Raw genomic sequence first — 24,667 nt, forward strand, 5'->3', positions numbered from 1 at the left:
TCGGTCGGCCACGAAGCGGTGGCCGCGAGCGGACGCGATGCCGCGACGCTTGCGACCGTGTTCAGCGCGTCGGGCGGCGACGGCCAGAATTGCCACGCGATCTGCGAGACGCTGGCCGGCGACGATCGCCAGCTGTCGCCGACGCGCTTCCACAACTCCGTGCACAACGCGCCGGCCGGCTACTGGAGCATCGCGACCCGCGCGACGGCGACGTCGAACGTGCTGTGCGCGCACGACGGCAGCTTTGCCGCGGGCCTGCTGGAAAGCCTGTGTCAGGTCGTGGTCGATCGCGTGCCGACACTGCTGATCGCGTACGACACCGATTATCCGGAACCGCTGCGTGCGGTGCGGCCGATCGGCGACGCGTTCGGCGCGGCACTCGTGCTTGCACCGGAAGCAAGCGAACGCGCGCTCGCCCGCATCGACGTGCAGCTCGCCGACGCACCCGCCACGCCGCTCGCGCATGCCGAGCTCGACGCACTACGCGCCGGCAATCCGGCCGCGCGCGCGCTGCCGCTGCTCGACGCCATCGCCGCGCGGCGTTCGACGCGCGTCGTGCTCGACTACCTGGCCGATACGCGCGTCCAGGTCGACGTCGCGATGCCGGATACGTTCGCGGAGCGCGCGTGATGACCGCGACGATCCCGCTCGCACCGCCGCTCGACCACGCGTGGATCGCCGCGCACATTCCGCACGGCGGCGCGATGTGCGTGCTCGATACGGTCGATGCGTGGGATGCCGACCGCATCCGCTGCACCGCGACGAGCCACCGCGATCCGCGCAACCCGCTGCGCTCGCACGGCCGGCTCGCGTCCGTCTGCGGGATCGAATACGCGGCGCAGGCGATGGCCGTGCACGGCGCGCTGCTCGGTGCACACGAAGCGCGCCCGCGCGTCGGCTATCTGGCGAGCGTGCGCAACGTCGACGCGTTCGTCGACCGGCTCGACACGTTCGCGCAGCCGCTCGTCGTCGAAGCGGAACGCGTGAGCGGCGACGCCCGCTCGGTGCTGTACGGCTTCGCGCTGCGCTGCGGCGATCGCGTGCTGCTGTCCGGCCGCGCCGCCGTGATGCTCGACGCGTCAGAGGCCCGTGCGCTTCGCCCAGGTCCGGCGCCGGCCGGCGATGCGAATCCTCGATGAAGCCGCTTACTCAAGAGAAGGAAACCAGGTCGTGAAAGTTCGTCAGTTCATTGGCACCGCGCTCGCTCTGGCGCTGATCAGCCCGATCGCGCACGCGGACATGTCGGAAGTGAAGCAGGACATCAAGCGCGATTCGAAGGAAGCCGCGCACAAGACCGGCGAGGCGGCCCGCAGCTTCGGCCACGCGACCGCGAGCGCCGCGAAGGCGGTCGGGCACGGGGTCGCACACGCGTCGCGCGAAGGCTGGGATGCCACCAAGCGCACGACGAAGCGGATCTTCCACAAGAACGACTCGGGCGAGTCGGGTGGAAAGAGCGAAAAGAACGATTGATCAAAGGCATCGCGCGCATCGCCGCAGGCATGCGCGCGATGCGTGACCGCTCGTCAGGCGTGACGCGTCACTGCCGCGATGCCGCCGTCAACGCGCGCCGCGCAGGCGGCGTGCCGGCCGGGCCCGCTCGCGTGCGAAGCACCTGCCGTACGCGACGAGCGAGCAATCGCGATGATCGAAGTTGCGCAGCAGCCGCGCACGACGCCGCTCGAGCCAGTAGAGCGAGACTGCCATCGTCAGCGCGACGGCCAGTGCCGTGCCGCCGATTACGAGTCCCATCCAGGTATCGCCCATGCTTTCTCCGGAATACGAAGCCGAAGCGGCGCGCCTGCCGCCGCCCCGGCACTGGATCGTGCGGAACGCGGCCCGGTGCGCGCACGCCGCCGGACCGCCACGGGTCAATGCATGTGCTGGCCGCCGTTGATCGCGATGTTGGAGCCCGTCACGAAGCCGGCCTCCTCCGAGCACAGGTAAGCCACCAGCGCCGCGACTTCCTCGGGCTTGCCGAGCCGGCCCGCCGGAATCTGCGGGAGGATCTTCGAGTCGAGGATGTCCTGCGGGATCGCCGTGACCATCTTCGTCGCGAGGTAGCCCGGCGACACCGTGTTCACCGTCACGCCCTTGCGCGCGATCTCGAGCGCGAGCGACTTCGTGAAACCGTGCATGCCGGCCTTCGCGGCCGCATAGTTGGTCTGGCCGACCGACCCCTTCGAGCCGTTCACCGACGAGATGTTGACGATGCGGCCCCAGCCGCGCTCGACCATGCTTTCGCAGACCGGCTTCGTCATGTTGAACACGGAATCGAGGTTGGTGCGGATCACCGCGTCCCAGTTGACCTTGTCGAGCTTGCGCAGCGTCATGTCGCGCGTGATGCCCGCGTTGTTCACGAGAATGTCGACCGGGCCGACGTCCCGCGCGATCTTCTCGATGCATTGCTGGCACGAATCGTGATCGGCCACGTCCACCGGGTACGCGTGGAACTCGCGGCCGGCCGCGTGCATCTCGGTCAGCCAGCGATCCGCGCCGGTGTTGTTCGGCGAATACGTGACGACTACCCGGTGGCCTGCGTCGTTCAACCTGATGCTGACCGCTTCGCCGAGGCCGCCCATTCCACCAGTCACTACTGCAATTCGCTTAGTCATCCTATTAATTACCGACAAAAAAGTAATCGATCAAGGCGGAGCGGCGGCGTCGCTCAGGCTGCCGCCCCACCGCTTCGATGCGCAGCCGCCCGCGTCGCGGGCGCGGCACGCACCGGCACCTCGCGCGTGTTGTTCACTGCTTGTCGTGCGCGAAAACCGCTTCGCCCGCGTGCGGTGCTGGCCGCTGCCGCACGCGGGACGAGTCGTCAGACCCTGCTCAGGCGCGCTCGACTGCCAGCGCGACCCCCATCCCGCCGCCGATGCACAGTGACGCCAGCCCGCGCTTCGCATCGCGCTTGGCCATCTCGTGCAGCAGCGTCACCAGGATCCGGCAGCCCGACGCGCCGATCGGGTGGCCGATCGCGATCGCCCCGCCGTTCACGTTCACCTTCGACGTGTCCCAGCCCATCTGCTTGTGCACCGCCAGCGCCTGCGCCGCGAACGCCTCGTTGATCTCCATCAGGTCCAGATCGCCCGGCGTCCAGCCCGCGCGCTCCAGCGCACGGCGCGATGCCGGCACCGGGCCCATCCCCATCACGCTCGGATCCACGCCCGCGTTCGCGTACGCCTTGATCCGCGCCAGCGGCGTCAGGCCCAGTGCCGCCGCCTTCTGCGCCGACATCACCAGCACCGCCGCCGCGCCGTCGTTCAGCCCCGACGCGTTCGCCGCCGTCACCGAGCCGTCCTTCGAGAACGCCGGCTTCAGTCCGGCCAGCGACTCCGCCGTCACGCCGTGACGCACGAATTCATCGGTGGCGAACTGCAGCGGCTCGCCCTTGCGTTGCGGAATCGCCACCGGCACGATTTCATCGTCGAAGCGGCCGGCCTTCTGCGCGGCTTCCGCCTTGTTCTGCGACAACGCCGCGAACGCGTCCTGCTCCTCGCGCGTGATCCCGTATTCCTTCGCGACGTTCTCCGCCGTGATGCCCATGTGGTACTGGTTGTACACGTCCCACAGGCCGTCGACGATCATCGTGTCGACCAGCTTCGCGTCACCCATCCGGAACCCGTCGCGCGAGCCCGGCAGCACGTGCGGCGACGCGCTCATGTTCTCCTGGCCGCCTGCGATCACGATCTCCGCGTCGCCCGCGACGATCGCGTTCGCCGCCAGCATCACGGCCTTCAGGCCCGAGCCGCACACCTTGTTGATCGTCATCCCCGGCACTGCCGTCGGCAGCCCGGCCTTGATCAGCGACTGCCGTGCCGGGTTCTGCCCGGAACCGGCCGTCAGCACCTGGCCCATGATCACTTCGCTGACCTGCTCGGGCTTCACGCCCGCACGCTCCAGCACCGCGCGGATCACCGTCGCGCCCAGCTCGGGCGCCGCAATCTTCGCAAGCGAACCGCCGAATTTGCCGACCGCGGTCCGCGCGGCCGATACGATCACTACATCCGTCATGTCCAGTTCCTGCATCGAAATCAGTTCGTCGTTCTGACGCCGGCGCGTGCCGGCCTCGGCTGGCGATCGCGCATCCCGGGCCATTCGGCTCGATAGCGGTCGCACGCCGCAGTACGGCGCGCGGCACCCGTTCGAACGGGCGGCACACCGATACGGCTCGCCGGTTCACCGGCGTCTTGCGGCAAACCGGACATTCGCCGGACGCCACGTGGCACACGTGGCGTCCGGCGCCATCCGGCGCCGATCAATCGTGTCGCGCCCGTGCGCGACACGTGCTTGCGTGGCTACGCGATTACGCAGCCGACTCGCGTGCGGCCGCGGCGTCCTTGCGTGCGGCGGCAGCCGTTTGCTTCGCGCCACGCGCGGCCGTTTCGCTGACCGCATCGAAGCCGCTCTGCGCGGCTTCGATCGCCTGGCCCGTCGCGGCACGAACCGAATCGGCTGCGGCGGTCGCCGCCGACAGCGCCGAGTTCAGCGCGGCCACCACCGGCGCCGAGCCGGCCGGCGCATGCTTCGACAGTTCGCCCAGCACGTCCTTCAGGCGCTTGTCGTTCTGTTCGTATTGCGCTTGCGCGACCTTCGCCCATTCGGACTGCGTCGACACCGCGATGTCGAACAGATGGCGGCCGTACGACACGGCCTTGCCGGCCGCTTCCTGCGGTGCGGCGACCTGCTGCGCGAAACCCGCGGCCGGATTGTTGCTGTTGAATGCGTTCTTCAGCTTGTCCTCGTATTCCTCGAGCGCCGTCCGGGCCGCTTGCAGGTTGAGTTCGACGACAGCCTCGAAACCTTGGATTGCCGGACGGGCAATCGCAAACCACGCTGCAATACCGGATTGATATTCGGCGTTGATTTTTTCGGGGGCAAATACGGACATCGGGCACGCTCCTGTTGGCAATGCGAGAGACGACGCAAAGAAATTGGAAGCCGGATCGACAGCGGGCTTCCTTATTGACAACCCGTCACTTATTTGAGTGCGGGAAGGTGAAGGAACTCATTCTAGATCGATTAATTGTCAATTAAACGGCATTAATGATAGGTGTAAACCCTTATTCCTATCCGGGACGACTGCTGGAACCCGTAGCACGTCGACATCGCAGACGGGGCCGCGCATCACTCTGTCCCGCAATGCATTTTTACCTTGTTACAGGATAACGGATCATGACGTCGCGCAACATTTACCAATCCATTATTCCGTTTATTAGAAAACCGGGGCGCATTGAAAATGGAGCGGCCACCGATGTAATCGTTTTTTCTGGATTTATATGAAATCGTTTTCGGGATTATTAATGACGCAATCAATGATCGGATGAATTGCGGTCGCAATAAAAAGCGGCCGCATGATGCGGCCGCGGTATCGTCAGGCAAATGCGGTATCAGCCGGCCAGTTCTCGATGCAGCGCGAGAAACTCCTGCGCGAGCTTGTGCCCGGGTTCCAGATGGATCACCGGCTTGGACTGCTGATGCGACTCGCGGATCTTCACCGACGCCGACAACCTCGACGCGAGCACCGGCAGCCCTTCTTCGACGAGTTCGTCGACCAGCCGCTGCGGCAGGCTCGCCCGCGGCTGAAACTGGTTGATGACGATCCCTTCCACCTCGAGCGCCGCGTTGTGGTCCTGCTGGATTTCCTTCACGTTCTCGAGCAGCGTGTACAGCGCACGGCGCGAGAAATCGTCGCAGTCGAACGGGATCAGGCAGCGCTCGACCGCGATCAGCGCCGAGCGCGTATAGAAATTCAGCGCGGGTGGCGTATCGATGTACACGGCGTCATAGGTGTCGAGCTCGTTCAGCGCATCGCGCAGCTTGTAGATCTTGTAGCGCGACTCGAGCTTGCCGTGCAGCGTGTCGAGCTCCGGATGCGCGGGCATCACGTCGAGCCCTTCGAACGGGGTCGGATGAATGAACGACGCGACGTCGACCGGGCGGAAATTGAAGGTCAGCGCGGTTTCGAAGAAATCGGCGACACCTGGCTGCGCGTCGGGTGCGGCGTCGCCGAGCAGATAGCGTGTGGAGTTCGCCTGCGCATCGAGGTCGATGACGAGCGTGCGCAGCCCTTCGCTCGCGCTGATCGCCGCCAGGTTGCAGACGATCGTCGATTTGCCCACGCCGCCCTTCTGGTTGAATACGACCCGCCGCATGGTGTCTCCTCGATCGAATAGGTCGAAAAGGCAAGCTTAGCCGGTCAATAATGGCGGTCGCGTGACGCAGGTCGAATTGTGCGCATTCCGGCACGGGGTGTCTCAGCGGCGCGTCACGGGCCCCGATACGTACGGGTTGCCCGGCACGCTCCAGCGCCACTGCAGATCCGTGCCGACACGAATGCCGATGCGCGGCCCGCCCGCCAGATCAGCGGGCGGCGCGATGCCATCGTCGACGATCGCGAACCCTTCGTGCGCGCCGATCAGGTCGACACCGTCCTGCGCGCCGCCGATCCCCATCGCCTGGGTCAGCCGCGCCGGCCCCCGGCACAGGTCGCGATCGCGCGTCTGCGGCGGCCGTGCCGCACGCATCTGCTCGAGCCCGTGCAGCGGCTCGAGCGCACGGATCAGCACGCCCGTTCCCGTGCCATCCGGGCCGCACACGCAGTTGCAGCACCAGTGCATGCCATACGTGAAATAGACGTACAGGTGCCCGGGTGGCCCGAACATCGTCGCATTGCGCGGCGTCTTGCCGCGGTAGGTATGCGCAGCCGGGTCGATCGCACCGGCATAGGCTTCCACTTCGACGATCCGCCCGGCCCGGCCGTCCGCGGCCGCGAGGATCTTGTTCAGCAGTTGCGGCGCGACGTCGGTGGCGACTCGGTCGAAGAATGCGCGGGGCAGCACGGCGCCCGGCCACCGGGGCGCGGTTTCACTGCGCCGCATCCTGCCGCTCCGGTTGAAGACCGGAAACGGCCTTCGCCTGCAGACGAAGCTGACGGTAGGCGTCGACCAGATCGTCGAGACCGAACGCGAGGTTTCTCCCGCTGGGATTGGGTAGCACCCAGACGCTCGCCCCCTGCATCCGGGCCGGTTGCAGCCCCCACTCGATTGCTCGCTGCCCGGAAAGCGCCGAGTACGCCGCCTTGCCGAGAAAAGCGACGAAGCGCGGCGCGTAGCGCGCCAGCTTCTGGTCGAACTCGGCAGCCGCGGCGATGAATTCCGCGCGCGAAAGCTGATCGGCGCTCGCGGTCGGCCGCTTCACCACCGCGGTCAGGCCGCAGCCATATTGAAGAATCGCGCGATCGTCCTGCGGCGAAATTTCCGCCGCCGTGAAGCCCGCGAGATGGATCACGCGCCAGAAGCGGTTGCTTCTCCCGGCGAAGTGATGCCCGGTCGCGGCCGCGGTCAAGCCGGGGTTGATCCCGCAAAACAGCACGTCGAGATGCGGAGCGATGAGGTCGGGAAGTTCGTCAGCCACGGTTTGCCTGGCGCGCAAGGAACATCGAAACGCACACGAAACAAGGCCCGAAGGCCGGGCCAAGCAGCTGGCTTGACTCGGACGTTCGGGCCATCGTGATGCGGGATGCCGACTTGCCGATCAGAACGGAATGTCGTCGTCCATCTCGTCGAAGCCGCCGCCTGCCGGTGCGCTCGGACGGCTTTGCGCGCCGCCGCCTGCACCGCCACGCGCTGCGCCGCCGGCACGACCGCCGCCGCCACGTTCCATCTGCTCGCCACGGCCACCGCCGCCGCCACCGTAGCCGCCGCCATAACCGCCTTCGTCACCGCCACCACCACCGCCGCCGCCGCCCGCACCGCGGCCGCCGAGCATCTGCATCTGGTCAGCGACGATTTCGGTCGAGTAACGATCCTGGCCGTCCTGACCCTGCCACTTGCGCGTGCGGATGCGGCCTTCGATATAGACCGACGAACCCTTCTTCAGGTATTCGCTGACGATTTCCGCCAGGCGACCGAAGAACGCGACGCGATGCCACTCGGTCATTTCCTTGAAATCGCCGCTCGCCTTGTCCTTGTAGCGGTCGGTCGTCGCGAGACGGATGTTCGCAACCGCGTCGCCGCTCGGCAGGTAACGGACTTCAGGATCGGCGCCGAGATTGCCGACGAGGATGACCTTGTTGACGGATGCCATGTGTTTCTCCAGTAAATTCGATGCCGGGCCGCCCGCTCATGCTGTCGGTGCGGCCCGCCGGGCAAGCCGGCGAAAGTCGCCGGTGCCTGCCCGAAATGAGTTCAGGCCTTGCGCGGCGGCGCTTTCATGCTGGCCGCGATTATAAGCCACGCGGCAACGAGCCCCGAACACGTGTAGAAGACCGTATTGGCCCCACCGTGCTTCAGCAGCCAGCCGCCCACGATGCCGCCGAGCGCGAGCCCGATCGACTGCGTGGTGTTGTAAACACCCGTGGCCGCGCCCTTGCGCGAACCGGGCGCGAGCTTCGACACGAGCGACGGCTGCGACGCTTCCAGGATGTTGAAGCCGAGGAAGTAGACGAAAAGAACCGCTGCCACAATCAGGATGGTATGCGGCGCGCTGCCCAGCAGCAATTGGCCGATCAGGATAGCCAGGATGCCGCCGAGCAGCACCGGTTTCATCTTGCCCCGTTTTTCCGCGACGATGATCGCCGGGACCATCATCACGAACGCGAGCCCCATCACCGGCAGGTAGACCTTCCAGTGCGAGGCGACCGGCAGGCCGCCGTCGACGAGCAGGCGCGGCACGACGAGGAACAGCGCCGTCTGCGTCGCGTGCAGCACCAGCACGCCGAAGTTCAGGCGCAGCAGCTCGACGTTGTGCAGCACTTCGCCGAACGGCGCGGGCACGTGCACGGGCTTGGCCGCATCGGGCACGATCCACAGCACGACGCCGATCGCGAGGATCGACAGCACGCCGACGATCGCGAACAGCCCGCTCATCCCGACCCAGTGGAACACGATCGGCGCACCGACGATCGCAACCGCGAACGACACGCCGATCGAGCCGCCGACCATTGCCATCGCCTTCGTGCGGTTCTGCTCGGAGGTCAGGTCGGCGATGAACGCGAGCACCGCGGACGACACGGCGCCCATCCCCTGGATCACGCGGCCGACGATGATCCACGTGATGTCGTGCGCGGACGCGGCGACGAAACTGCCGATCGCGAAGATCACGAGGCCGGTCGCGATCACCGGCTTGCGGCCGAACTTGTCGGACGCCCAGCCGTAGAAGATATAGAACAGCGACTGCGTGACGCCGTAGGCCCCGAGCGCGATGCCGACGAGCAGCACGTTGTCGCCGCCCGGGATGGTTTTCGCGTAGACCGAGAACACCGGCATGATCATGAACAGGCCGAGCATGCGCAGCGCGAAGATCGCCGCGAGCGACGTGGTCGCGCGCAATTCGGGCGCGGTCATGCGGGAAGACGTGGCAGACGGATTGGACATCGGGAATGAATTTCGAATGATCGGAATGCCCGCCCGACACCGGGCGGCGGAAGATCAGGACCAGTGGCCCGGGAGGCTTGGCCGGCAACACGTCGGGGCAGGATTCAGGCAGCCCGCAGGCCGCCCGGAACCGCGCGGCGCGGCCGCTGCGGCCGCTTTTCCCGGCGCAGGCGCCATCTTGCTGCCACCTGCTGCTAAGGCTGGGGACCCCAAACGACGGCCTCGAAAAGCCGTTATAGTAGCAGGTTTGGTTCCCTCCATTTTCGCCAGGTTCATGGAACAGATCCGCATCCGTGGGGCGCGTACCCACAACCTGAAAAACGTCAATCTCGACCTGCCGCGCCACAAGCTGGTCGTGATTACCGGGTTGTCCGGGTCGGGCAAGTCGTCGCTCGCGTTCGATACCCTTTATGCCGAGGGCCAGCGCCGCTACGTCGAAAGCCTGTCCGCGTATGCCCGCCAGTTCCTGCAGCTGATGGAGAAGCCCGACGTCGACCTGATCGAAGGCCTGTCGCCGGCGATCTCGATCGAGCAGAAGGCGACGTCCCACAACCCGCGTTCGACCGTCGGCACGGTCACGGAAATCCACGACTACCTGCGACTTTTGTTCGCACGTGTCGGCACGCCGTACTGCCCCGACCACGACATCCCGCTGGAAGCGCAAAGCGTGTCGCAGATGGTCGACGCGGCGCTCGCGCTGCCCGAGGAAACCAAGCTGATGATCCTCGCGCCCGTCGTCGCGGACCGCAAGGGCGAGCATGCCGAGCTGTTCGAGGACATGCAGGCGCAGGGTTTCGTGCGCTTTCGCGTGCGCTCGGGCGGCGGCGCCGCGAACGAAGGCGTCGCGAAGATCTACGAGGTCGAGTCGCTGCCGAAGCTGAAGAAGAACGACAAGCACACGATCGACGTCGTCGTCGATCGTCTCAAGGTGCGCCCGGACATGAAGCAGCGGCTCGCCGAATCGTTCGAGACGGCGCTGCGCCTCGCCGACGGCCGCGCGATCGCGCTCGAGATGGACACCGACCGCGAGTACCTGTTCAGCTCGAAGTTCGCGTGCCCGATCTGCTCGTACTCGCTGCAGGAGCTCGAGCCGCGCCTGTTCTCGTTCAACAACCCGATGGGCGCGTGCCCGGAATGCGACGGCCTCGGCCAGATCACGTTCTTCGACCCGAAGCGGGTCGTCGCGCACCCGTCGCTGTCGCTCGCCGCCGGCGCCGTGAAAGGCTGGGACCGCCGCAACCAGTTCTACTTCCAGATGCTGCAGAGTCTCGCGGCGTTCTACGAATTCGATATCGACGCCGCATTCGAGGATCTGCCGGAAAAGATCCGGAAGGTGCTGCTGTTCGGCTCGGGCAAGCAGACGATCCCGTTCTCGTACATCAACGAGCGCGGCCGCACGACGATCCGCGAGCACGTGTTCGAGGGGATCATCCCGAACCTCGAGCGCCGCTATCGCGAGACCGATTCGGTCGCGGTGCGCGAAGAGCTGTCGAAGTACCAGAACAACCAGCCGTGCCCGTCGTGCGACGGCACGCGCCTGCGCCGCGAAGCGCGCCACGTGCGGATCGGCACGGGCGACTACGCGCGCGGCATCTTCGAAATCAGCGGCTGGCCGCTGCGCGACGCGCTCGGCTATTTCGACGGGCTGTCGCTCGACGGCGCGAAGCGCGAGATCGCCGACAAGGTCATCAAGGAAATCGTCGCGCGCCTCACCTTCCTGAACAACGTCGGCCTCGACTACCTGTCGCTCGAGCGCAGCGCGGAAACCCTGTCGGGCGGCGAGGCGCAGCGCATCCGGCTCGCGTCGCAGATCGGCTCGGGCCTCACGGGCGTGATGTACGTGCTCGACGAGCCGTCGATCGGCCTGCACCAGCGCGACAACGACCGCCTGATCGCGACCCTCAAGCACCTGCGCGACCTCGGCAACTCGGTGATCGTCGTCGAGCACGACGAGGACATGATCCGCACCGCCGACTACGTCGTCGACATGGGTCCGGGCGCCGGCGAGCACGGCGGCGTGATCGTGGCCGAGGGCACGCCGAAGCAGGTGCAGTCGAATCCGCAGTCGCTCACCGGCCAGTACCTGGTCGGCAAGCGCACGATCGAGTATCCGGACGAGCGGCTGGCCCCCGATCCCGAGCGGATGCTGCGCATCGTCGACGCGCACGGCAACAACCTGCAGCACGTCGATCTGGAGCTGCCGGTCGGCCTGCTGACCTGCATCACCGGCGTGTCGGGCTCCGGCAAGTCGACGCTGATCAACGACACGCTGTATCACGCGGTCGCGCGCCACCTGTACGGCTCGTCGGCAGAGCCGGCGCCGCACGAGGCGATCGAGGGCCTCGAGCACTTCGACAAGGTGATCAACGTCGACCAGTCGCCGATCGGCCGCACGCCGCGCTCGAACCCGGCCACGTATACGGGCCTGTTCACGCCGATCCGCGAGCTGTTCTCGGGCGTGCCGACCTCGAAGGAGCGCGGCTACGATCCGGGCCGTTTCTCGTTCAACGTGAAGGGCGGCCGCTGCGAATCGTGCCAGGGCGACGGCGTGCTGAAGGTGGAAATGCACTTCCTGCCGGACGTCTACGTGCCGTGCGACGTGTGCCACGGCAAGCGCTACAACCGCGAAACGCTCGAGGTGCAGTACAAGGGCAAGAACATCAGCGAAGTGCTCGACATGACGGTCGAGCACGCGTATGAGTTCTTCAGCGCGGTGCCGGTCATCGCGCGCAAGCTGAAGACGCTGCTCGACGTCGGCCTCGGCTACATCCGCCTCGGCCAGTCGGCCACGACGCTGTCGGGCGGCGAGGCGCAGCGCGTGAAGCTGTCGCTCGAGCTCTCCAAGCGCGACACCGGCCGCACGCTGTACATCCTCGACGAGCCGACCACCGGCCTGCACTTCCACGACATCGCCCTGCTGCTGGAAGTGATCCACCGGCTGCGCGACCAGGGCAACACGGTCGTGATCATCGAGCACAACCTCGACGTGATCAAGACGGCCGACTGGGTGATCGACCTCGGCCCCGAAGGCGGTGCCGGCGGCGGCCAGATCATCGCGCAGGGCACGCCCGAGCAGGTCGCGAAGACGAAGGCGAGCTTTACCGGCAAATACCTCGCGCCGCTGCTCAAGCGCACGGCCCGCAAGGTCGCGGCCGGCTGACGCGTCCCGCCTGCCTCCCTTCCCGCGCGCGGCCGCCCGGCCGCGCGCCCTTGCGCACCGCCGAACCGGCCCCTTCTCGTTTTCCCTCCTGCGTTTACACCATGCGCCAAACGGCCCCGTTGCGGACCATAATGGCAGCTATACTTTACGGTCGTAAGGTTCGCCGTACGCACCAATCCGGTGCGGCGCCGGGCGAACACGGCTCTGCCGCGCATTCCGCGGCATGACACACGAACGACAGGAATCCACGATGGAGAAGCAACCAGACTCGTCGCGCGATGCGCAGAATCGCGAACCGCACCTGCGCAGCGTGCGGCTGACGAGCGACTTCAGCCTGCCGAAGCTGTCGGCGCTCGAGATCGGCAGCTATGCGTTCGCGATCCTCGCGATGTGGCTCGTGATCGAACTCAAGCTGCTCGGCGGGCTGCTGGCCGGCCTGCTGGTCTACCAGCTGATCCACACGATCGCTCCCGTGATCGAACGCCACACCACGAGCATGCGCGCGCGCTGGGTCGCCGTCGTGCTGCTGTCGATCGCGATCGTCGGCGCGTTGACGGGCCTGACGATCGGCATCATCGAACACTTCGAGCGCACGGTGCCGAACCTGCAAAGCCTGCTCGACCAGCTGATGCAGATCGTCGAGCAGACCCGCGCCCGCACGCCGGCCTGGATCGCGAACCTGCTACCCGTCGACGTCGAGCAGATGAAGACGAAGGCCGCCGTGCTGATGCACTCGCACATGGACCAGCTCCAGCAAAGCGGCAAGAGCGTCGCGCGCGGCTTCGGCCACGTGCTGTTCGGGATGATCATCGGCGCGATGATCGCGATCGGCGTCGAGCACGGCAAGGTGCGCCGGCCGCTGTCCACGGCGCTCGTCACGCGCGTGTCGCGCTTCGCCGACGCATTCCGCCGGATCGTGTTCGCGCAGATCAAGATCTCGGCGATCAACGCGGTGTTCACGGGCATCTACCTGCTCGTCGCGCTGCCGATCTTCCACCAGCGGCTGCCGCTGTCGAAAACGCTCGTGCTCGTCACGTTCATCGTCGGCCTGCTGCCCGTGATCGGCAACCTGATCTCGAACACGCTGATCGTCGCCGTGTCGCTGTCGGTCAGCATGGGCACCGCGATCGCGTCGCTGGCGTTCCTCGTGGTCATCCACAAGCTCGAATACTTCCTGAACGCGAAGATCATCGGCGGCCAGATCGAGTCGCGTGCATGGGAGCTGCTGCTCGCGATGCTGATCATGGAAGCCGCGTTCGGGCTGCCGGGCGTGATCGCCGCGCCGATCTTCTACGCGTACCTGAAGCGCGAGCTGTACCTGCTGCGGCTGATCTGAAGCCGCCCGCCCGCCAATAGCGATAAAAAAAACGCCGCGCCCCGTGAAGGGCGCGGCGTTTTTGTTTGTGATTGCCCGCCAGCCGACGGCCGGCAATCGGCAATCGGCATTCAACACATCAGCGGAACACGACCGTCTTCGTCCCGTTCAGCACGATCCGGTGCTCGACGTGCCACTTCACCGCGCGCGCCAGCGTCACGCATTCGACGTCGCGGCCGATCGCGGTCAGCTGGTCGGGCGTCATGCTGTGGTCGACGCGCTCGACTTCCTGCTCGATGATCGGGCCTTCGTCGAGATCGGTCGTCACGTAGTGCGCGGTCGCGCCGATCAGCTTCACGCCGCGATCGAACGCCTGGTAGTACGGCTTCGCGCCCTTGAAGCTCGGCAGGAACGAATGATGGATGTTGATCGCGCGGCCGGCGAGCTGCTTGCACAGGTTCGGCGACAGGATCTGCATGTAGCGCGCGAGCACGACGAGATCGGCCTGGTGCTCGTCGATCACTTCCAGCACGCGCGCTTCCTGTGCGGCCTTCGCGGCATCCGACGAGCCGCCGATCAGCGGAAAGTGATGGAACGGGATGTTGTAGCTCGCGGCGAGCTGGTAGAACTCCTTGTGGTTCGACACGATCGCCGGGATCTCGATCGGCAGCTGGCCGGTGCGATAGCGGAACAGCAGGTCGTTCAGGCAGTGGCCGATCTTCGACACCATGATCACGACGCGCGGCTTCACGGCCGCGTCGTGCATTTCCCAGCGCATCGAGAACTGCTCGGCGAGCGGGGCGAACTCCCGGCGCAGCGTGTCGAGCGCCGTCGCGGCATCCGCGCCGCCGCCGTCCTGCACGAAGTGCACGCGCATGAAGAACTCGCTGGTGCGGCTGTCGCCGAACTGCGCCGAATCGAGGATGTTGTTGCTGCGCTCGAACAGGAAGCCCGTGACCGCATGGACGATGCCGTGCCGGTCGGGGCACGACAGTTTCAAGATAAAGCTGTGATCGGTCGGCATGACCGCTACTCCCTTCGTTTCCGTATTCGTCAAATTGCCCGTTCGCGCAGCCAGGCTGCGTGCGCGGCACGCGTCACGCGGCCGGTGCGAACAGGGCGTCGATGCCCGCCGCGTCAGCCGCCGGGATCCAGCGGTGGCGCAGCAGCGTGTCGAGCGTCGCGAGGCTCGCATCCATCGTCGCGCGGCCGGCGCGCAGCCAGCCGATCACCTCGGGCACGCCGGCCAGCAGGTGCTCGGCCACTTCGCCGTCCTGGTTGCGCGGCGCGAAGTCGCGCGGCAGCGGCAGGTCGTACACGAAGATCAGTTCGGACTGCGTGCCTTCCGGCAACGAGCACAGCACCTGCACCGCGCGGCCCGCGATCGCGCGCGCGGCCAGTTCGGCCGGAATGCCGGCTTCTTCCCAGCATTCCTTCGCGAGCGTCTCGTGAACGCCCAGGCCCCAGCCGATTCCGCCGGCGACGACGTTGTCGAGCATGCCGGGGTCGGTTGCCTTGGTCTCGCTGCGGCGGCCGAGCCACATCTGCGGGACGGCCGCGGCGGACGGCTCGCCCGGCGCAACCGCATATTCTACGATGCCGTTCAGATGCACCGCGTAAGTCTGCGTGCCGAAGAAGCGCGATGCGGCGCGCTCGATGTACGCGAGCGGCGGATCGTCGAAGCGGTTGCGGATCGCGTAGATCTCGTCGCGCCAGCCGGGAATCGCGCCTTCGGCCGCGAGCGCGCCGATCGCGCTCGTCAGCGCCATGCTGCGTGCGTCGACCGAGTCGTAGCGTGCCGACAGCGCGACACGCTCGCCGGTCAGCTCGAACACGTCGGGCCAGCGCGCCAGCATCGCAACGTCGTCGCGGCGCACCCAGCCGACCGCCTGGCCGGCAATCTCGAAACGCAGGTGCGCAGCGGGATCGAAGCGGCGCGCAGCCGCAATGCACGGAAACGTCATCGAGTGTCAGTCCTTCAGCGCCACGCGGATGCCGATCGCGATGAACGTCGCGCCGGCGATCCGGTCGAGCCACACGCCGGCCTTCGGGCGGCGCTTCAGCCATGCGCCGATCATGCCCGCGCCGACGCCGAACAGCGAGAAAACCGCGGCCGTCTGCAGCATGAACAGCGCGCCGAGTTCGAACATCTGCAGCGTGACGCTCTGCGCGCCGTGCGGATCGACGAACTGCGGCAGGAACACGACGAAGAACAGCGTGACCTTCGGGTTCATCAGGTTGCCGATCACGCTCTGCCGGAAGATCGTGCCGAGCGGCTGCGGCGGGCGCGCGTGCGCATTCGAGAGTCCCTGGCTGCGCAGCGCCTTGATGCCGATCCACACGAGGTATGCGGCGCCCGCGAGCTTCAGGATCTGGAACGCGACCGGCGACGAACGCAGCACGGCCGCGACGCCGAGCGCCGCGAGCGTCGTATGGAACAGGATCCCGGCCGTGAAGCCGAGCGCGGCGACGAAGCCGGCCGCGCGGCCCTGCGAGATGCCGCGTGCGAGCACCTGCAGGTTGTCGGGCCCCGGCGCGAACGTGATTGCGATCGACGTGGCGAGAAACAGCATGAAGTTGGGCATCGTGACCTCGCTGCGTAACGTGGAAGCTCAGGCTGGCCGGCGTTCAGTGGCCGGCGAATTCGGTGACGGTATAAACCGGCAGTCCCGCGTTGCGCAGCAGCGCCGAGCCGCCGAGATCGGGCAGGTCGATGATCGCCGCGCCTTCGACGACCTCCGCACCGAGCCGCTGCAGCAGGTTGCGCCCCGCCATCATCGTGCCGCCGGTCGCGATCAGGTCGTCCATGATGATCACGCGGTCGCCGGGGCGGCACGCATCTTCATGGATCTCGACCGTCGCGCTGCCGTATTCGAGGTCGTACGATTCCGAGCGCGTCTTGTACGGCAGCTTGCCGACCTTGCGGATCGGCACGAAGCCGACGCTCAGTTCGTACGCGACGATCGGCGCGATGATGAAGCCGCGTGCATCGAGGCCCGCGACATAGTCGAGCTTCGCATCGACATAGCGCTCGACGAACAGGTCGACGAGGATGCGCAGCGCCTTCGGGCTCTGCAGCAGCGTCGTGATGTCGCGGAACATCACGCCCGGCTGCGGCCAGTCGGGCACCGTGCGGATCTGGCTGTGGATGAAGGCGACCGGATCGAGCGGTGCGCCCGACGACGAATGCGGCATGAAACTCTCCGAAAAAAACGGTGCGCGAAGATCGGGCACCGTTTCGAATAAATACGGGTCAGGTTATCAAACCAGCGCGGCTCAGGCGGCCGCGGCTGGCGGTTCGCGCCGATGGCGCGACAGCCGCTCCTCCGCGAGCGCGAGCGCCTCGGGCAGCCCGCGCAGCACGACGATGTCGCTCGCGCGCAGCTTGGTTTGCGGATCGGGTTCGACGCCGCGGATACCGTGCCGGCGAATCGCCGTGACTTCGAGCCCGAGTGCATACAGCCCCAGTTCTTCCAGCGAACGCCCGACCGCGTCCGCGCGCGCATCGACCGGCACCGATTGTAGCCGCACCTGCTCGTGGTCGTCGTCGTCCGCGTCGTCCGCGCCGCGGAAATAGCCGCGCAGCAGGCTGTAGCGTTCGTCGCGCATCTCCTCGACGCGCCGCACGACTTTGCGCATCGGCACGCCGACCAGCACCAGCGTGTGCGACGCGAGCATCAGGCTGCCCTCGACGATCTCCGGAATCACCTCGGTCGCGCCGGCCGCGAGCAGCTTCTCGAGATCGGCATCGTCGACGGTGCGCACGATCGCGGGCAGCGTCGGCTCGAGTTCGTGCACGTGATGCAGCACGCGCAGCGCGGACGGCGTGTTCGCATAGGTGATTGCCACCGCCGCCGCGCGGTGGATACCGGCCGCGAGCAGCGACTCGCGGCGCGCCGCATCGCCGAACACGACCGATTCGCCGGCCGCCGCGGCCGCGCTCACGCGATCGGGGTCGAGGTCGAGCGCGACGTACGAAATGCCTTCCTGTTCGAGCATCCGCGCCAGGTTCTGCCCTGCACGGCCGTAGCCGCAGATGATCACGTGGCCGCGCTGCTTGAGGCTTTGCGTCGCGATCCGCGTCATCTGCAGCGACTGCTGCATCCATTCGGTCGACGACAGCCGCATCACGATCCGGTCGGCGTTCTGGATCAGGAACGGCGCCGCGAGCATCGACAGCAGCATCGACGCGAGGATCGCCTGCAGCAGCGTCGAATCGACGAGATGCCGGTCGAGGATCAGGTTCAGCAGCACGAAGCCGAATTCGCCGGCCTGCGCAAGCCCGATGCCGGTGCGCATCGCCACGCCCGGCGTCGCGCCGAACAGCCGCGCGAGCCCGGCGATCATCGTCCCCTTGAACAGGATCTGCCCGACGAAGAAACCGAGCACGAGGAACGGGTGCTCCCAGATCACGCGCGGGTCGAGCAGCATCCCGGTCGTCACGAAGAACAGGCCGAGCAGCACGTCGCGGAACGGCTTGATGTCCTCCTCCACCTGATGGCGGAACGGCGTCTCGGAGATCAGCATCCCCGCGATGAACGCGCCGAGCGCGAGCGACAGGCCGAAGCGGTCGGTGATGAACGCGGCGCCGAGCGTGACGAGCAGCAGGTTCAGCACGAACAGTTCCTGCGAGCGGCGCCGTGCGACGACGTTGAGCCAGCGTGTCATGAAGCGCTGGCCGATGACCAGCAGCAGCGTGAGCGCGATCACGATCTTGACGGCCGCGAAGCCGAGCGTGATCGCGAGGTCCTTCGACGACTCGGCGCCGAACGCGGCGATCACGATCAGCAGCGGCACCACCGCGAGATCCTGGAACAGCAGCACGCCGAAGATGTTGCGGCCGTGCTCGGTCTCGATCTCGAGCCGCTCGGCGAGCATCTTCGACACGATCGCCGTCGACGACATCGCGAGCGCGCCGCCGAGCGCGATGCTGCCCTGCCACGTGATGTGCACCCAGTGCTCGAACAGCATGCCCAGCACGAGCGCGAGTACGAGCGTCGCGACGACCTGCAGCAGCCCGAGCCCGAACACGAGCCGCTGCATCGCCCTCAGCTTCGCCAGCGAGAACTCGAGGCCGATCGAAAACATCAGGAACACCACGCCGAATTCCGCGAGATGCTCGGCCCGCTCCAGATCCGCCGCGATGCCGAACGCGTGCGGGCCGACCAGGATGCCGACGGTCAGGTAGCCGAGCATCGGCGGCAGGTTCAACGAGCGGAATACGACGACGCCCACCACTGAGGCCAGCAGCAGCAGCAGGGTCATTTCGAGCGGGGAAATCACGGGCGAAGCGTCCTCGTTCGTCGGGGCCACGGCAATGCGGGCGCGGGTGGTGGCGGTGGTCAGGCGACCTCGGACGAGTCCGAAGGCCCGGCGCGGCGAACAAACGCCTTTGCTATACTCCGCGCATGATAGCGAAAATCAATGATGACCGGGCGCTCGCGCTCGCCCGCGACGTGCTCGACATCGAGGCGGACGCCGTGCGCGCGCTGCGCGACCAGCTCGACGGCGGCTTCGTCCAGGCCGTCGCACTGCTGCTCGGCTGCCGCGGCCGCGTGGTGGTGTCCGGTATCGGCAAATCGGGGCATATCGCCCGCAAGATCGCGGCCACGCTGGCCAGCACCGGCACGCCGGCCTTCTTCGTCCATCCGGCCGAGGCAAGCCACGGCGACCTCGGGATGGTCACCTCCGACGACGTCTTCATCGGCATCTCCTATTCCGGCGAATCCGAAGAACTCGTGGCGATCCTGCCGCTCGTGAAGCGGATCGGCGCGAAGCTGATCGCGATCACGGGCCGCGCGGAATCGAGCCTCGGCACGCTCGCCGACGTGAACCTGAACGCCGCGGTCTCGAAAGAGGCCTGCCCGATGAACCTTGCGCCCACCGCAAGCACGACCGCCGCGCTCGCACTCGGCGACGCGCTCGCCGTGGCGGTGCTCGACGCGCGCGGCTTCGGCTCCGAGGATTTCGCACGCTCGCACCCGGGCGGCGCGCTCGGCCGGCGCCTGCTCACCTACGTGCGCGACGTGATGCGCTCGGGCGACGACGTCCCGTCCGTCGGGCTCGACGCGACGCTGTCGGACGCCCTGTTCCAGATCACCGCGAAACGCCTCGGTATGACCGCCGTGGTCGACGCCGGCGGCAAGGTCGCGGGCATCTTCACCGATGGCGACCTGCGCCGCGTGCTCGCGCGCGACGGCGACTTCCGCACGCTGCCGATCACCGACGTGATGACGCGCGACCCGCGCACGGTTGCACCGGATCACCTGGCGGTCGAGGCCGTGGAACTGATGGAGCGCCACCGGATCAACCAGATGCTGGTGGTCGATGCCGACGGCGTGCTGATCGGCGCGCTGAACATGCACGACCTGTTTTCGAAGAAGGTGATCTGATGAGCGCAGCGCTGACTGCGGCCGAACGCGCGAGCCGCGTGAAGCTGATGATTTTCGACGTCGACGGTGTGCTGACCGACGGCGGCCTGCTGTTTACCTCGGCCGGCGACGCGATGAAGTCGTTCAATTCGCTCGACGGCCACGGCGTGAAGCTGCTCGGCGAAGCCGGCATCGCGACCGCGATCATCACGGGCCGCCGCTCGGAGATCGTCGCGGCGCGCGCGAAGGAAATGAAGATCGCGCACCTGTTCCAGGGCGTCGAGAACAAGCTCGCCGTGTTCACCGACCTGATCGCGTCGCTCGGCCTCACCGCCGAGCAGTGCGGCTACATGGGCGACGACTGGCCCGACCTGCCCGTGATGCTGCGCTGCGGCTTCGCGACGGCCCCCGCGAACGCGCACCCCGAGGTGATCGCCCGCGCGCACTGGGTGGCCGAGGCCCGCGGCGGCCATGGCGCCGTACGCGAAGTCTGCGACGCGATCCTGCGCGCGCAGCGCCGCTACGACGCGCTGCTCGCGGCCGCCTGCGGAGCCTGACGGATGAACACGCATTTCCGCTGGACCCAGCTGCTGCCGCTCGTCGCGGTCGCCGCGCTCGCGGGCATCACCTGGTGGCTGCTGCAGGCCACGCTGCCGCCGCCCGGCGAGGGCACCGTGCAGCCGAAGCGCCACACGCCCGACTATTTCGCGGACAACTTCTCGGTCACCGAGCTCGACCAGTCGGGCGCGACCCAGTACCGGCTGACGGCCGCGAAGCTGATCCATTACGAAGACACCGAAGACAGCGACCTGACCGATCCGGCCATGCGCGCGTTCCAGCCCGGCAAGCCGGTCGTGACGACCACCTCGAAGCGCGGCACCGTCAACGGCGACGTGTCGATCGTCGACTTGTACGACGACGCGCGCATCCTGCGCGCGGCCGGCGGCGGCGATCCGCAGATGCAGGCCGATTCCCAGCATTTCCGGATCTTCGTCAATGATGATGTGATCCAGACCGAAAAGCCGGTTAAACTTCAGCGCGGCCTGTCGCTCGTCAACGCGACCGACGGCATGAAGTACAACAACGTCACCCGGGTCATCGAGCTTTACGGCAACGTGCGCGGCACGATCGCCGCGCAGGACACGTCCGGCGGCTCGAAAGCTCAACCCAAGTGACGCATCCCTCACGTGACTGCATGAACGAATCGTTCCCTCGACAGATTTCCGGCGGCGCTGCGCGCGCCGTCCGCGCCGCGCTTGCCGCGACGCTCGTGGCGCTCCCGCTGGTCGGGCTGGCGCCGCTCGCCCATGCCGAGAAGGCCGACCAAGGCAAGCCGATCAACGTCGAGGCCGACAACCTGACCTATGACGACCTGAAGCAGGTCACGGTCGCGACCGGCAACGTCGTGATCACGAAGGGCACGATCATCATCAAGGGCGATCGCGTCGAAGTGCGCCAGGACCCGGAAGGCTATCAGTACGCCACTTCGTTCGGCAGCGGCAAGAAGCACGCGACGTTCCGCCAGAAGCGCGAAGGCCTCGACGAGTACATCGACGGCGACGCCGAGCGCATCGACTACGACGGCAAGCAGGACCTGACCACGCTGACCACCGCCGCGACCGTGCGCCGCCTGCAGGGCACGTCGACCGTCGCCGATACCGTGCACGGCAGCGTGATCACGTACGACGGCCAGCGCGACTTCTACACCGCGAAGGGCGGCAAGGACGTCGCCGCGCCGGGCAACCCGAACGGCCGCGTGCGCGCGATGCTGTCGCCGAAGAACGGCGGCCCCGCGCCGCTGAACGGTGCGCCGGCAAAGCTGTCGCCGTCGACCACGATCCAGGGGGCGCCTGGCCAATGAACGCGCTACCGAACCGCCAGCCGGCCGGCACGACGAGCTCGCTCGTCGTCCGCAACCTGAAGAAGCGCTACGGCTCGCGCACGGTCGTCAAGGACGTGTCGCTCGACGTGAAAAGCGGCGAAGTCGTCGGCCTGCTCGGCCCGAACGGCGCCGGCAAGACCACGTCGTTCTACATGATCGTCGGCCTCGTGCCGCTCGACGCCGGCGAGATCTCGCTGAACGGCAGCTCGATCAGCCTGCTGCCGATCCACAAGCGCGCCTCGCTCGGCCTGTCGTACCTGCCGCAGGAAGCGTCCGTGTTCCGCAAGCTGACCGTCGAGGAGAACATCCGCGCGGTGCTCGAGCTGCAGCACGGCGAAGACGGCAAGCGGCTGTCGAAGGACGCGATCTCGTCGCGCGCCGAAGCGCTGCTCGACGAGCTGCAGATCGCCCACCTGCGCGAGAATCCCGCGCTGTCGCTGTCGGGCGGCGAACGGCGCCGGGTCGAAATCGCACGCGCGCTCGCCACCAACCCGAACTTCATCCTGCTCGACGAACCGTTCGCCGGCGTCGACCCGATCGCGGTGCTCGAGATCCAGAAGATCGTCAAGTTCCTGAAACAGCGCAACATCGGCGTGCTGATTACCGATCACAACGTCCGCGAAACGCTCGGCATCTGCGACCACGCCTACATCATCAGCGACGGCTCGGTGCTCGCCGCCGGTGCGCCGAGCGAAATCATCGAAAACGAAAGCGTACGCCGCGTATACCTCGGCGAACACTTCCGGATGTAACTCCTCCTCGTGGCTGGCTGCACCCCGCCCGGCGTCGCCGCGCGGGGCCGCGCCCCGCTTCGCGGTCATGCCCGCGGCCGGGCGGCGCGCCGCGCGTAATCGCGGATGGCTCAACGCGCCTGGGTCGTGGCAAACTGCCGGTATGACTCCCTCCTTGCCATGAAAGCCAGCCTTCAACTCCGCCTGTCGCAACATCTGGCGCTGACGCCCCAGCTACAGCAGTCGATCCGGCTCCTGCAGTTGTCGACGCTCGAATTGCAGCAGGAAGTCGCGATGGCCGTCGCGCAGAACCCGCTGCTCGAGAACGAGGATGAATGGATCGCGAGCCCGCTGCGTGTCGCTGCGGACGGATCGCTGATCGCGCAGACGCCTCCCGCGCAGAACACCGAGCCCGCTGCGACCAACGGCAGCAGTTCGTCGAGCGATCGTGCCGAGCGCGACGAGCCGGCCGGCGCGGACGAATACGACGGTTATGCGTCCGGCGACGGCAACGACGGCCCGCAGTGGAACCTCGACGAATACGGCCGCTCGAGCGGCGCATCCGACGACGACGACCTCCCGCCGCTGCAGGTGCAGGAAGCGGCGACGTCGCTGCGCGACCACCTGTCCGCGCAGTTGCGCGTCACGCAGGCCGGCCCGCGCGATCGCGCGCTCGTGATGTTCCTGATCGAATCGCTCGACGACGACGGCTACCTGACCGCCACGCTCGACGAAGTGCTCGCCGACCTGCCGCCCGAGCTGGAGATCGACTGCGACGAACTGAATGCGGCGCTCGCGCTGCTGCACAGCTTCGATCCGGCCGGGGTCGGTGCCCGTTCGGCATCCGAATGCCTGAAGCTGCAGTTGCTGCGCCTTGATCCGTCCCCGACACGCACGCTCGCGCTCGAGATCGTGTCGCAGCATCTCGAACTGCTCGCCGCCCGCGACTTCACGCGGCTGCGCAAGCACCTGAAGGCGAGCGACGACGCGCTGCGCGACGCGCACACGCTGATCCGCTCGCTGGAGCCGTTCCCCGGCGCCGCATACGGCAAGGCCGAGGCCGACTACGTCGTGCCCGACATCATCGTGAAGAAGGCCGGCCAGGGATGGCTCGCGGAGCTCAATCCGGAGGTCGTGCCGCGCCTGCGGATCAACAACCTTTACGCGAATATCCTGCGCAACAGCCGCGGCGATCCGTCGGCCGGTTCGCTCAAGCAGCAGCTCCAGGAAGCACGCTGGCTGATCAAGAATATCCAGCAGCGTTTCGACACGATCCTGCGTGTCGCGCAGGCCATTGTCGAGCGTCAAAAGAACTTCTTTGCGCACGGTGAAATTGCCATGCGCCCCTTGGTTTTGCGGGAAATAGCTGATACGCTGGGCCTACACGAGTCGACTGTCAGCCGTGTGACAACCGGGAAGTACATGCTGACCCCGTTCGGGACGCTTGAATTTAAGTACTTCTTCGGATCTCACGTCTCGACCGACACCGGTGGCGCCGCTTCGTCGACAGCCATCCGAGCCCTCATCAAGCAACTGATAGGAGCTGAAGACCCTAAATCGCCACTTTCGGACAGCCGCATTGCCGAGCTGCTGGCAGAACAGGGATTCGTGGTCGCGCGCCGCACGGTTGCGAAGTATCGCGAAGCCCTCAAGATCCCGGCAGTGAATCTGCGCAAGTCTCTTTAAGCCTGCTGCCTGCCCGGCGGCAGGCGTGTCCCGACCACCGCGCACACGGGGAACAGGCCGGGCGACCTGTCCGCGATACGCCGCCTTCGTGCGGCACGGGCAAGTCGACCGGAGCGCCGCCTTGATGCGGCCGGGTGGTCACTCGCTT

The 24,667-nt window shown here is 67.0% G+C and carries 25 protein-coding genes; 11 read left to right on the forward strand and 14 right to left on the reverse strand.

The genetic code is table 11. The features are described from left to right. The 3 genes from G3N96_RS12010 to G3N96_RS12020 form a co-directional block, all read left to right on the forward strand. Positions 1-630 (forward strand): beta-ketoacyl synthase chain length factor (locus tag G3N96_RS12010; RefSeq protein WP_206137352.1); only part of this gene is annotated, 630 nt, incomplete at its 5' end. Next, the gene (locus G3N96_RS12015) at positions 630-1,139 is read left to right on the forward strand and encodes a hotdog family protein (RefSeq protein WP_206137353.1); all 510 of its coding nucleotides are present in this window, start codon (positions 630-632) and stop codon (positions 1,137-1,139) included. The genes G3N96_RS12010 and G3N96_RS12015, both read left to right, overlap by 1 nt. Then, positions 1,123-1,470 carry a hypothetical protein gene (locus G3N96_RS12020; protein WP_206137354.1) on the forward strand — a complete coding sequence of 116 codons (348 nt, stop codon included), beginning with the start codon at positions 1,123-1,125 and terminating at the stop codon, positions 1,468-1,470. Before G3N96_RS12015 ends, G3N96_RS12020 begins: the two co-directional genes overlap by 17 nt. An 87-nt stretch (positions 1,471-1,557) precedes the next feature. On the opposite strand, the gene G3N96_RS12025 is transcribed toward G3N96_RS12020, so the two are convergent. The 9 genes from G3N96_RS12025 to G3N96_RS12065 all read right to left on the reverse strand — a co-directional run bounded on the left by G3N96_RS12025 (position 1,558) and on the right by G3N96_RS12065 (position 9,374). Further along, complete coding sequence (locus tag G3N96_RS12025) at positions 1,558-1,764, reverse strand: hypothetical protein (protein WP_206137355.1); 207 nt, start codon at positions 1,762-1,764, stop codon at positions 1,558-1,560. 104 nt (positions 1,765-1,868) lie between these two features. Next, positions 1,869-2,612, reverse strand: a complete 744-nt coding sequence (phbB, locus tag G3N96_RS12030; RefSeq protein WP_041492959.1) for an acetoacetyl-CoA reductase — start codon at positions 2,610-2,612, stop codon at positions 1,869-1,871. A 217-nt stretch (positions 2,613-2,829) separates the two neighbouring features. Next, entirely contained in the window at positions 2,830-4,011 is a 1,182-nt protein-coding gene (locus G3N96_RS12035; protein WP_039360208.1) for an acetyl-CoA C-acetyltransferase, read from the reverse strand. A 292-nt stretch (positions 4,012-4,303) separates the two neighbouring features. Further along, the gene (phaP, locus tag G3N96_RS12040) at positions 4,304-4,888 is read right to left on the reverse strand and encodes a TIGR01841 family phasin (RefSeq protein ID WP_206137356.1); all 585 of its coding nucleotides are present in this window, start codon (positions 4,886-4,888) and stop codon (positions 4,304-4,306) included. A gap of 499 nt (positions 4,889-5,387) precedes the next feature. After that, the gene (locus tag G3N96_RS12045; protein ID WP_011353208.1) at positions 5,388-6,152 is read right to left on the reverse strand and encodes a ParA family protein; all 765 of its coding nucleotides are present in this window, start codon (positions 6,150-6,152) and stop codon (positions 5,388-5,390) included. Between the two features lie 102 nt (positions 6,153-6,254). Continuing rightward, a complete protein-coding gene (locus tag G3N96_RS12050) occupies positions 6,255-6,878 on the reverse strand; it encodes a DNA-3-methyladenine glycosylase (protein WP_206137357.1) in 624 nt (207 codons plus the stop codon). Beyond that, positions 6,865-7,413, reverse strand: coding sequence for a G/U mismatch-specific DNA glycosylase (gene mug, locus G3N96_RS12055; RefSeq protein ID WP_124582954.1), 549 nt, complete (start codon positions 7,411-7,413; stop codon positions 6,865-6,867). Before mug ends, G3N96_RS12050 begins: the two co-directional genes overlap by 14 nt. Before the next feature lie 120 nt (positions 7,414-7,533). Then, the gene (locus G3N96_RS12060; protein WP_206137358.1) at positions 7,534-8,085 is read right to left on the reverse strand and encodes a single-stranded DNA-binding protein; all 552 of its coding nucleotides are present in this window, start codon (positions 8,083-8,085) and stop codon (positions 7,534-7,536) included. 101 nt (positions 8,086-8,186) lie between these two features. Further along, complete coding sequence (locus G3N96_RS12065) at positions 8,187-9,374, reverse strand: MFS transporter (RefSeq protein WP_089495657.1); 1,188 nt, start codon at positions 9,372-9,374, stop codon at positions 8,187-8,189. Between the two features lie 274 nt (positions 9,375-9,648). Here G3N96_RS12065 and uvrA point away from each other — a divergent pair, with 274 nt between their 5' ends. Both uvrA and G3N96_RS12075 read left to right on the forward strand, forming a co-directional pair. Beyond that, positions 9,649-12,534, forward strand: a complete 2,886-nt coding sequence (uvrA, locus tag G3N96_RS12070; RefSeq protein WP_206137359.1) for an excinuclease ABC subunit UvrA — start codon at positions 9,649-9,651, stop codon at positions 12,532-12,534. Between the two features lie 250 nt (positions 12,535-12,784). Further along, on the forward strand, positions 12,785-13,870 hold the full coding sequence (locus G3N96_RS12075; RefSeq protein ID WP_174973068.1) for an AI-2E family transporter: 1,086 nt from the start codon (positions 12,785-12,787) through the stop codon (positions 13,868-13,870). A 118-nt stretch (positions 13,871-13,988) separates the two neighbouring features. On the opposite strand, the gene purU is transcribed toward G3N96_RS12075, so the two are convergent. The 5 genes from purU to G3N96_RS12100 all read right to left on the reverse strand — a co-directional run bounded on the left by purU (position 13,989) and on the right by G3N96_RS12100 (position 19,132). Continuing rightward, on the reverse strand, positions 13,989-14,873 hold the full coding sequence (gene purU / locus G3N96_RS12080; protein ID WP_124582789.1) for a formyltetrahydrofolate deformylase: 885 nt from the start codon (positions 14,871-14,873) through the stop codon (positions 13,989-13,991). A gap of 73 nt (positions 14,874-14,946) precedes the next feature. Then, positions 14,947-15,813, reverse strand: a complete 867-nt coding sequence (locus G3N96_RS12085) for a DUF4743 domain-containing protein (RefSeq protein WP_206137360.1) — start codon at positions 15,811-15,813, stop codon at positions 14,947-14,949. A gap of 6 nt (positions 15,814-15,819) precedes the next feature. Further along, a complete protein-coding gene (locus G3N96_RS12090) occupies positions 15,820-16,434 on the reverse strand; it encodes a LysE family translocator (RefSeq protein WP_059233178.1) in 615 nt (204 codons plus the stop codon). A 43-nt stretch (positions 16,435-16,477) separates the two neighbouring features. After that, positions 16,478-17,044, reverse strand: a complete 567-nt coding sequence (locus tag G3N96_RS12095) for an adenine phosphoribosyltransferase (RefSeq protein WP_011353218.1) — start codon at positions 17,042-17,044, stop codon at positions 16,478-16,480. A gap of 81 nt (positions 17,045-17,125) precedes the next feature. Then, complete coding sequence (locus G3N96_RS12100) at positions 17,126-19,132, reverse strand: monovalent cation:proton antiporter family protein (protein ID WP_089426656.1); 2,007 nt, start codon at positions 19,130-19,132, stop codon at positions 17,126-17,128. Positions 19,133-19,257: 125 nt separating this feature from the next. On the opposite strand from G3N96_RS12100, the gene kdsD reads away from it, so the two are divergent. The 6 genes from kdsD (at position 19,258) to G3N96_RS12130 (ending at position 24,519) form a co-directional block, all read left to right on the forward strand. Next, entirely contained in the window at positions 19,258-20,241 is a 984-nt protein-coding gene (kdsD, locus tag G3N96_RS12105) for an arabinose 5-phosphate isomerase KdsD (protein ID WP_039345999.1), read from the forward strand. After that, on the forward strand, positions 20,241-20,777 hold the full coding sequence (locus tag G3N96_RS12110) for an HAD family hydrolase (protein ID WP_124582795.1): 537 nt from the start codon (positions 20,241-20,243) through the stop codon (positions 20,775-20,777). The genes kdsD and G3N96_RS12110 overlap by 1 nt, the downstream gene beginning before the upstream one ends. A 3-nt stretch (positions 20,778-20,780) precedes the next feature. Further along, entirely contained in the window at positions 20,781-21,395 is a 615-nt protein-coding gene (lptC, locus tag G3N96_RS12115) for an LPS export ABC transporter periplasmic protein LptC (RefSeq protein ID WP_089426348.1), read from the forward strand. Positions 21,396-21,415: 20 nt separating this feature from the next. After that, positions 21,416-22,081, forward strand: coding sequence for a lipopolysaccharide transport periplasmic protein LptA (gene lptA, locus G3N96_RS12120; RefSeq protein WP_089426349.1), 666 nt, complete (start codon positions 21,416-21,418; stop codon positions 22,079-22,081). Beyond that, positions 22,078-22,854: an LPS export ABC transporter ATP-binding protein gene (gene lptB / locus G3N96_RS12125; protein WP_039346017.1), complete on the forward strand. Its 777-nt coding sequence runs from the start codon at positions 22,078-22,080 to the stop codon at positions 22,852-22,854. The genes lptA and lptB overlap by 4 nt, the downstream gene beginning before the upstream one ends. 159 nt (positions 22,855-23,013) lie before the next feature. Continuing rightward, the gene (locus tag G3N96_RS12130) at positions 23,014-24,519 is read left to right on the forward strand and encodes an RNA polymerase factor sigma-54 (protein WP_089431697.1); all 1,506 of its coding nucleotides are present in this window, start codon (positions 23,014-23,016) and stop codon (positions 24,517-24,519) included. The last annotated feature ends 148 nt before the right edge of the window (positions 24,520-24,667 follow it).

It is taken from the genome of Burkholderia sp. Se-20373, assembly GCF_017104705.1.
Taxonomy (GTDB): Bacteria; Pseudomonadota; Gammaproteobacteria; order Burkholderiales; family Burkholderiaceae; genus Burkholderia.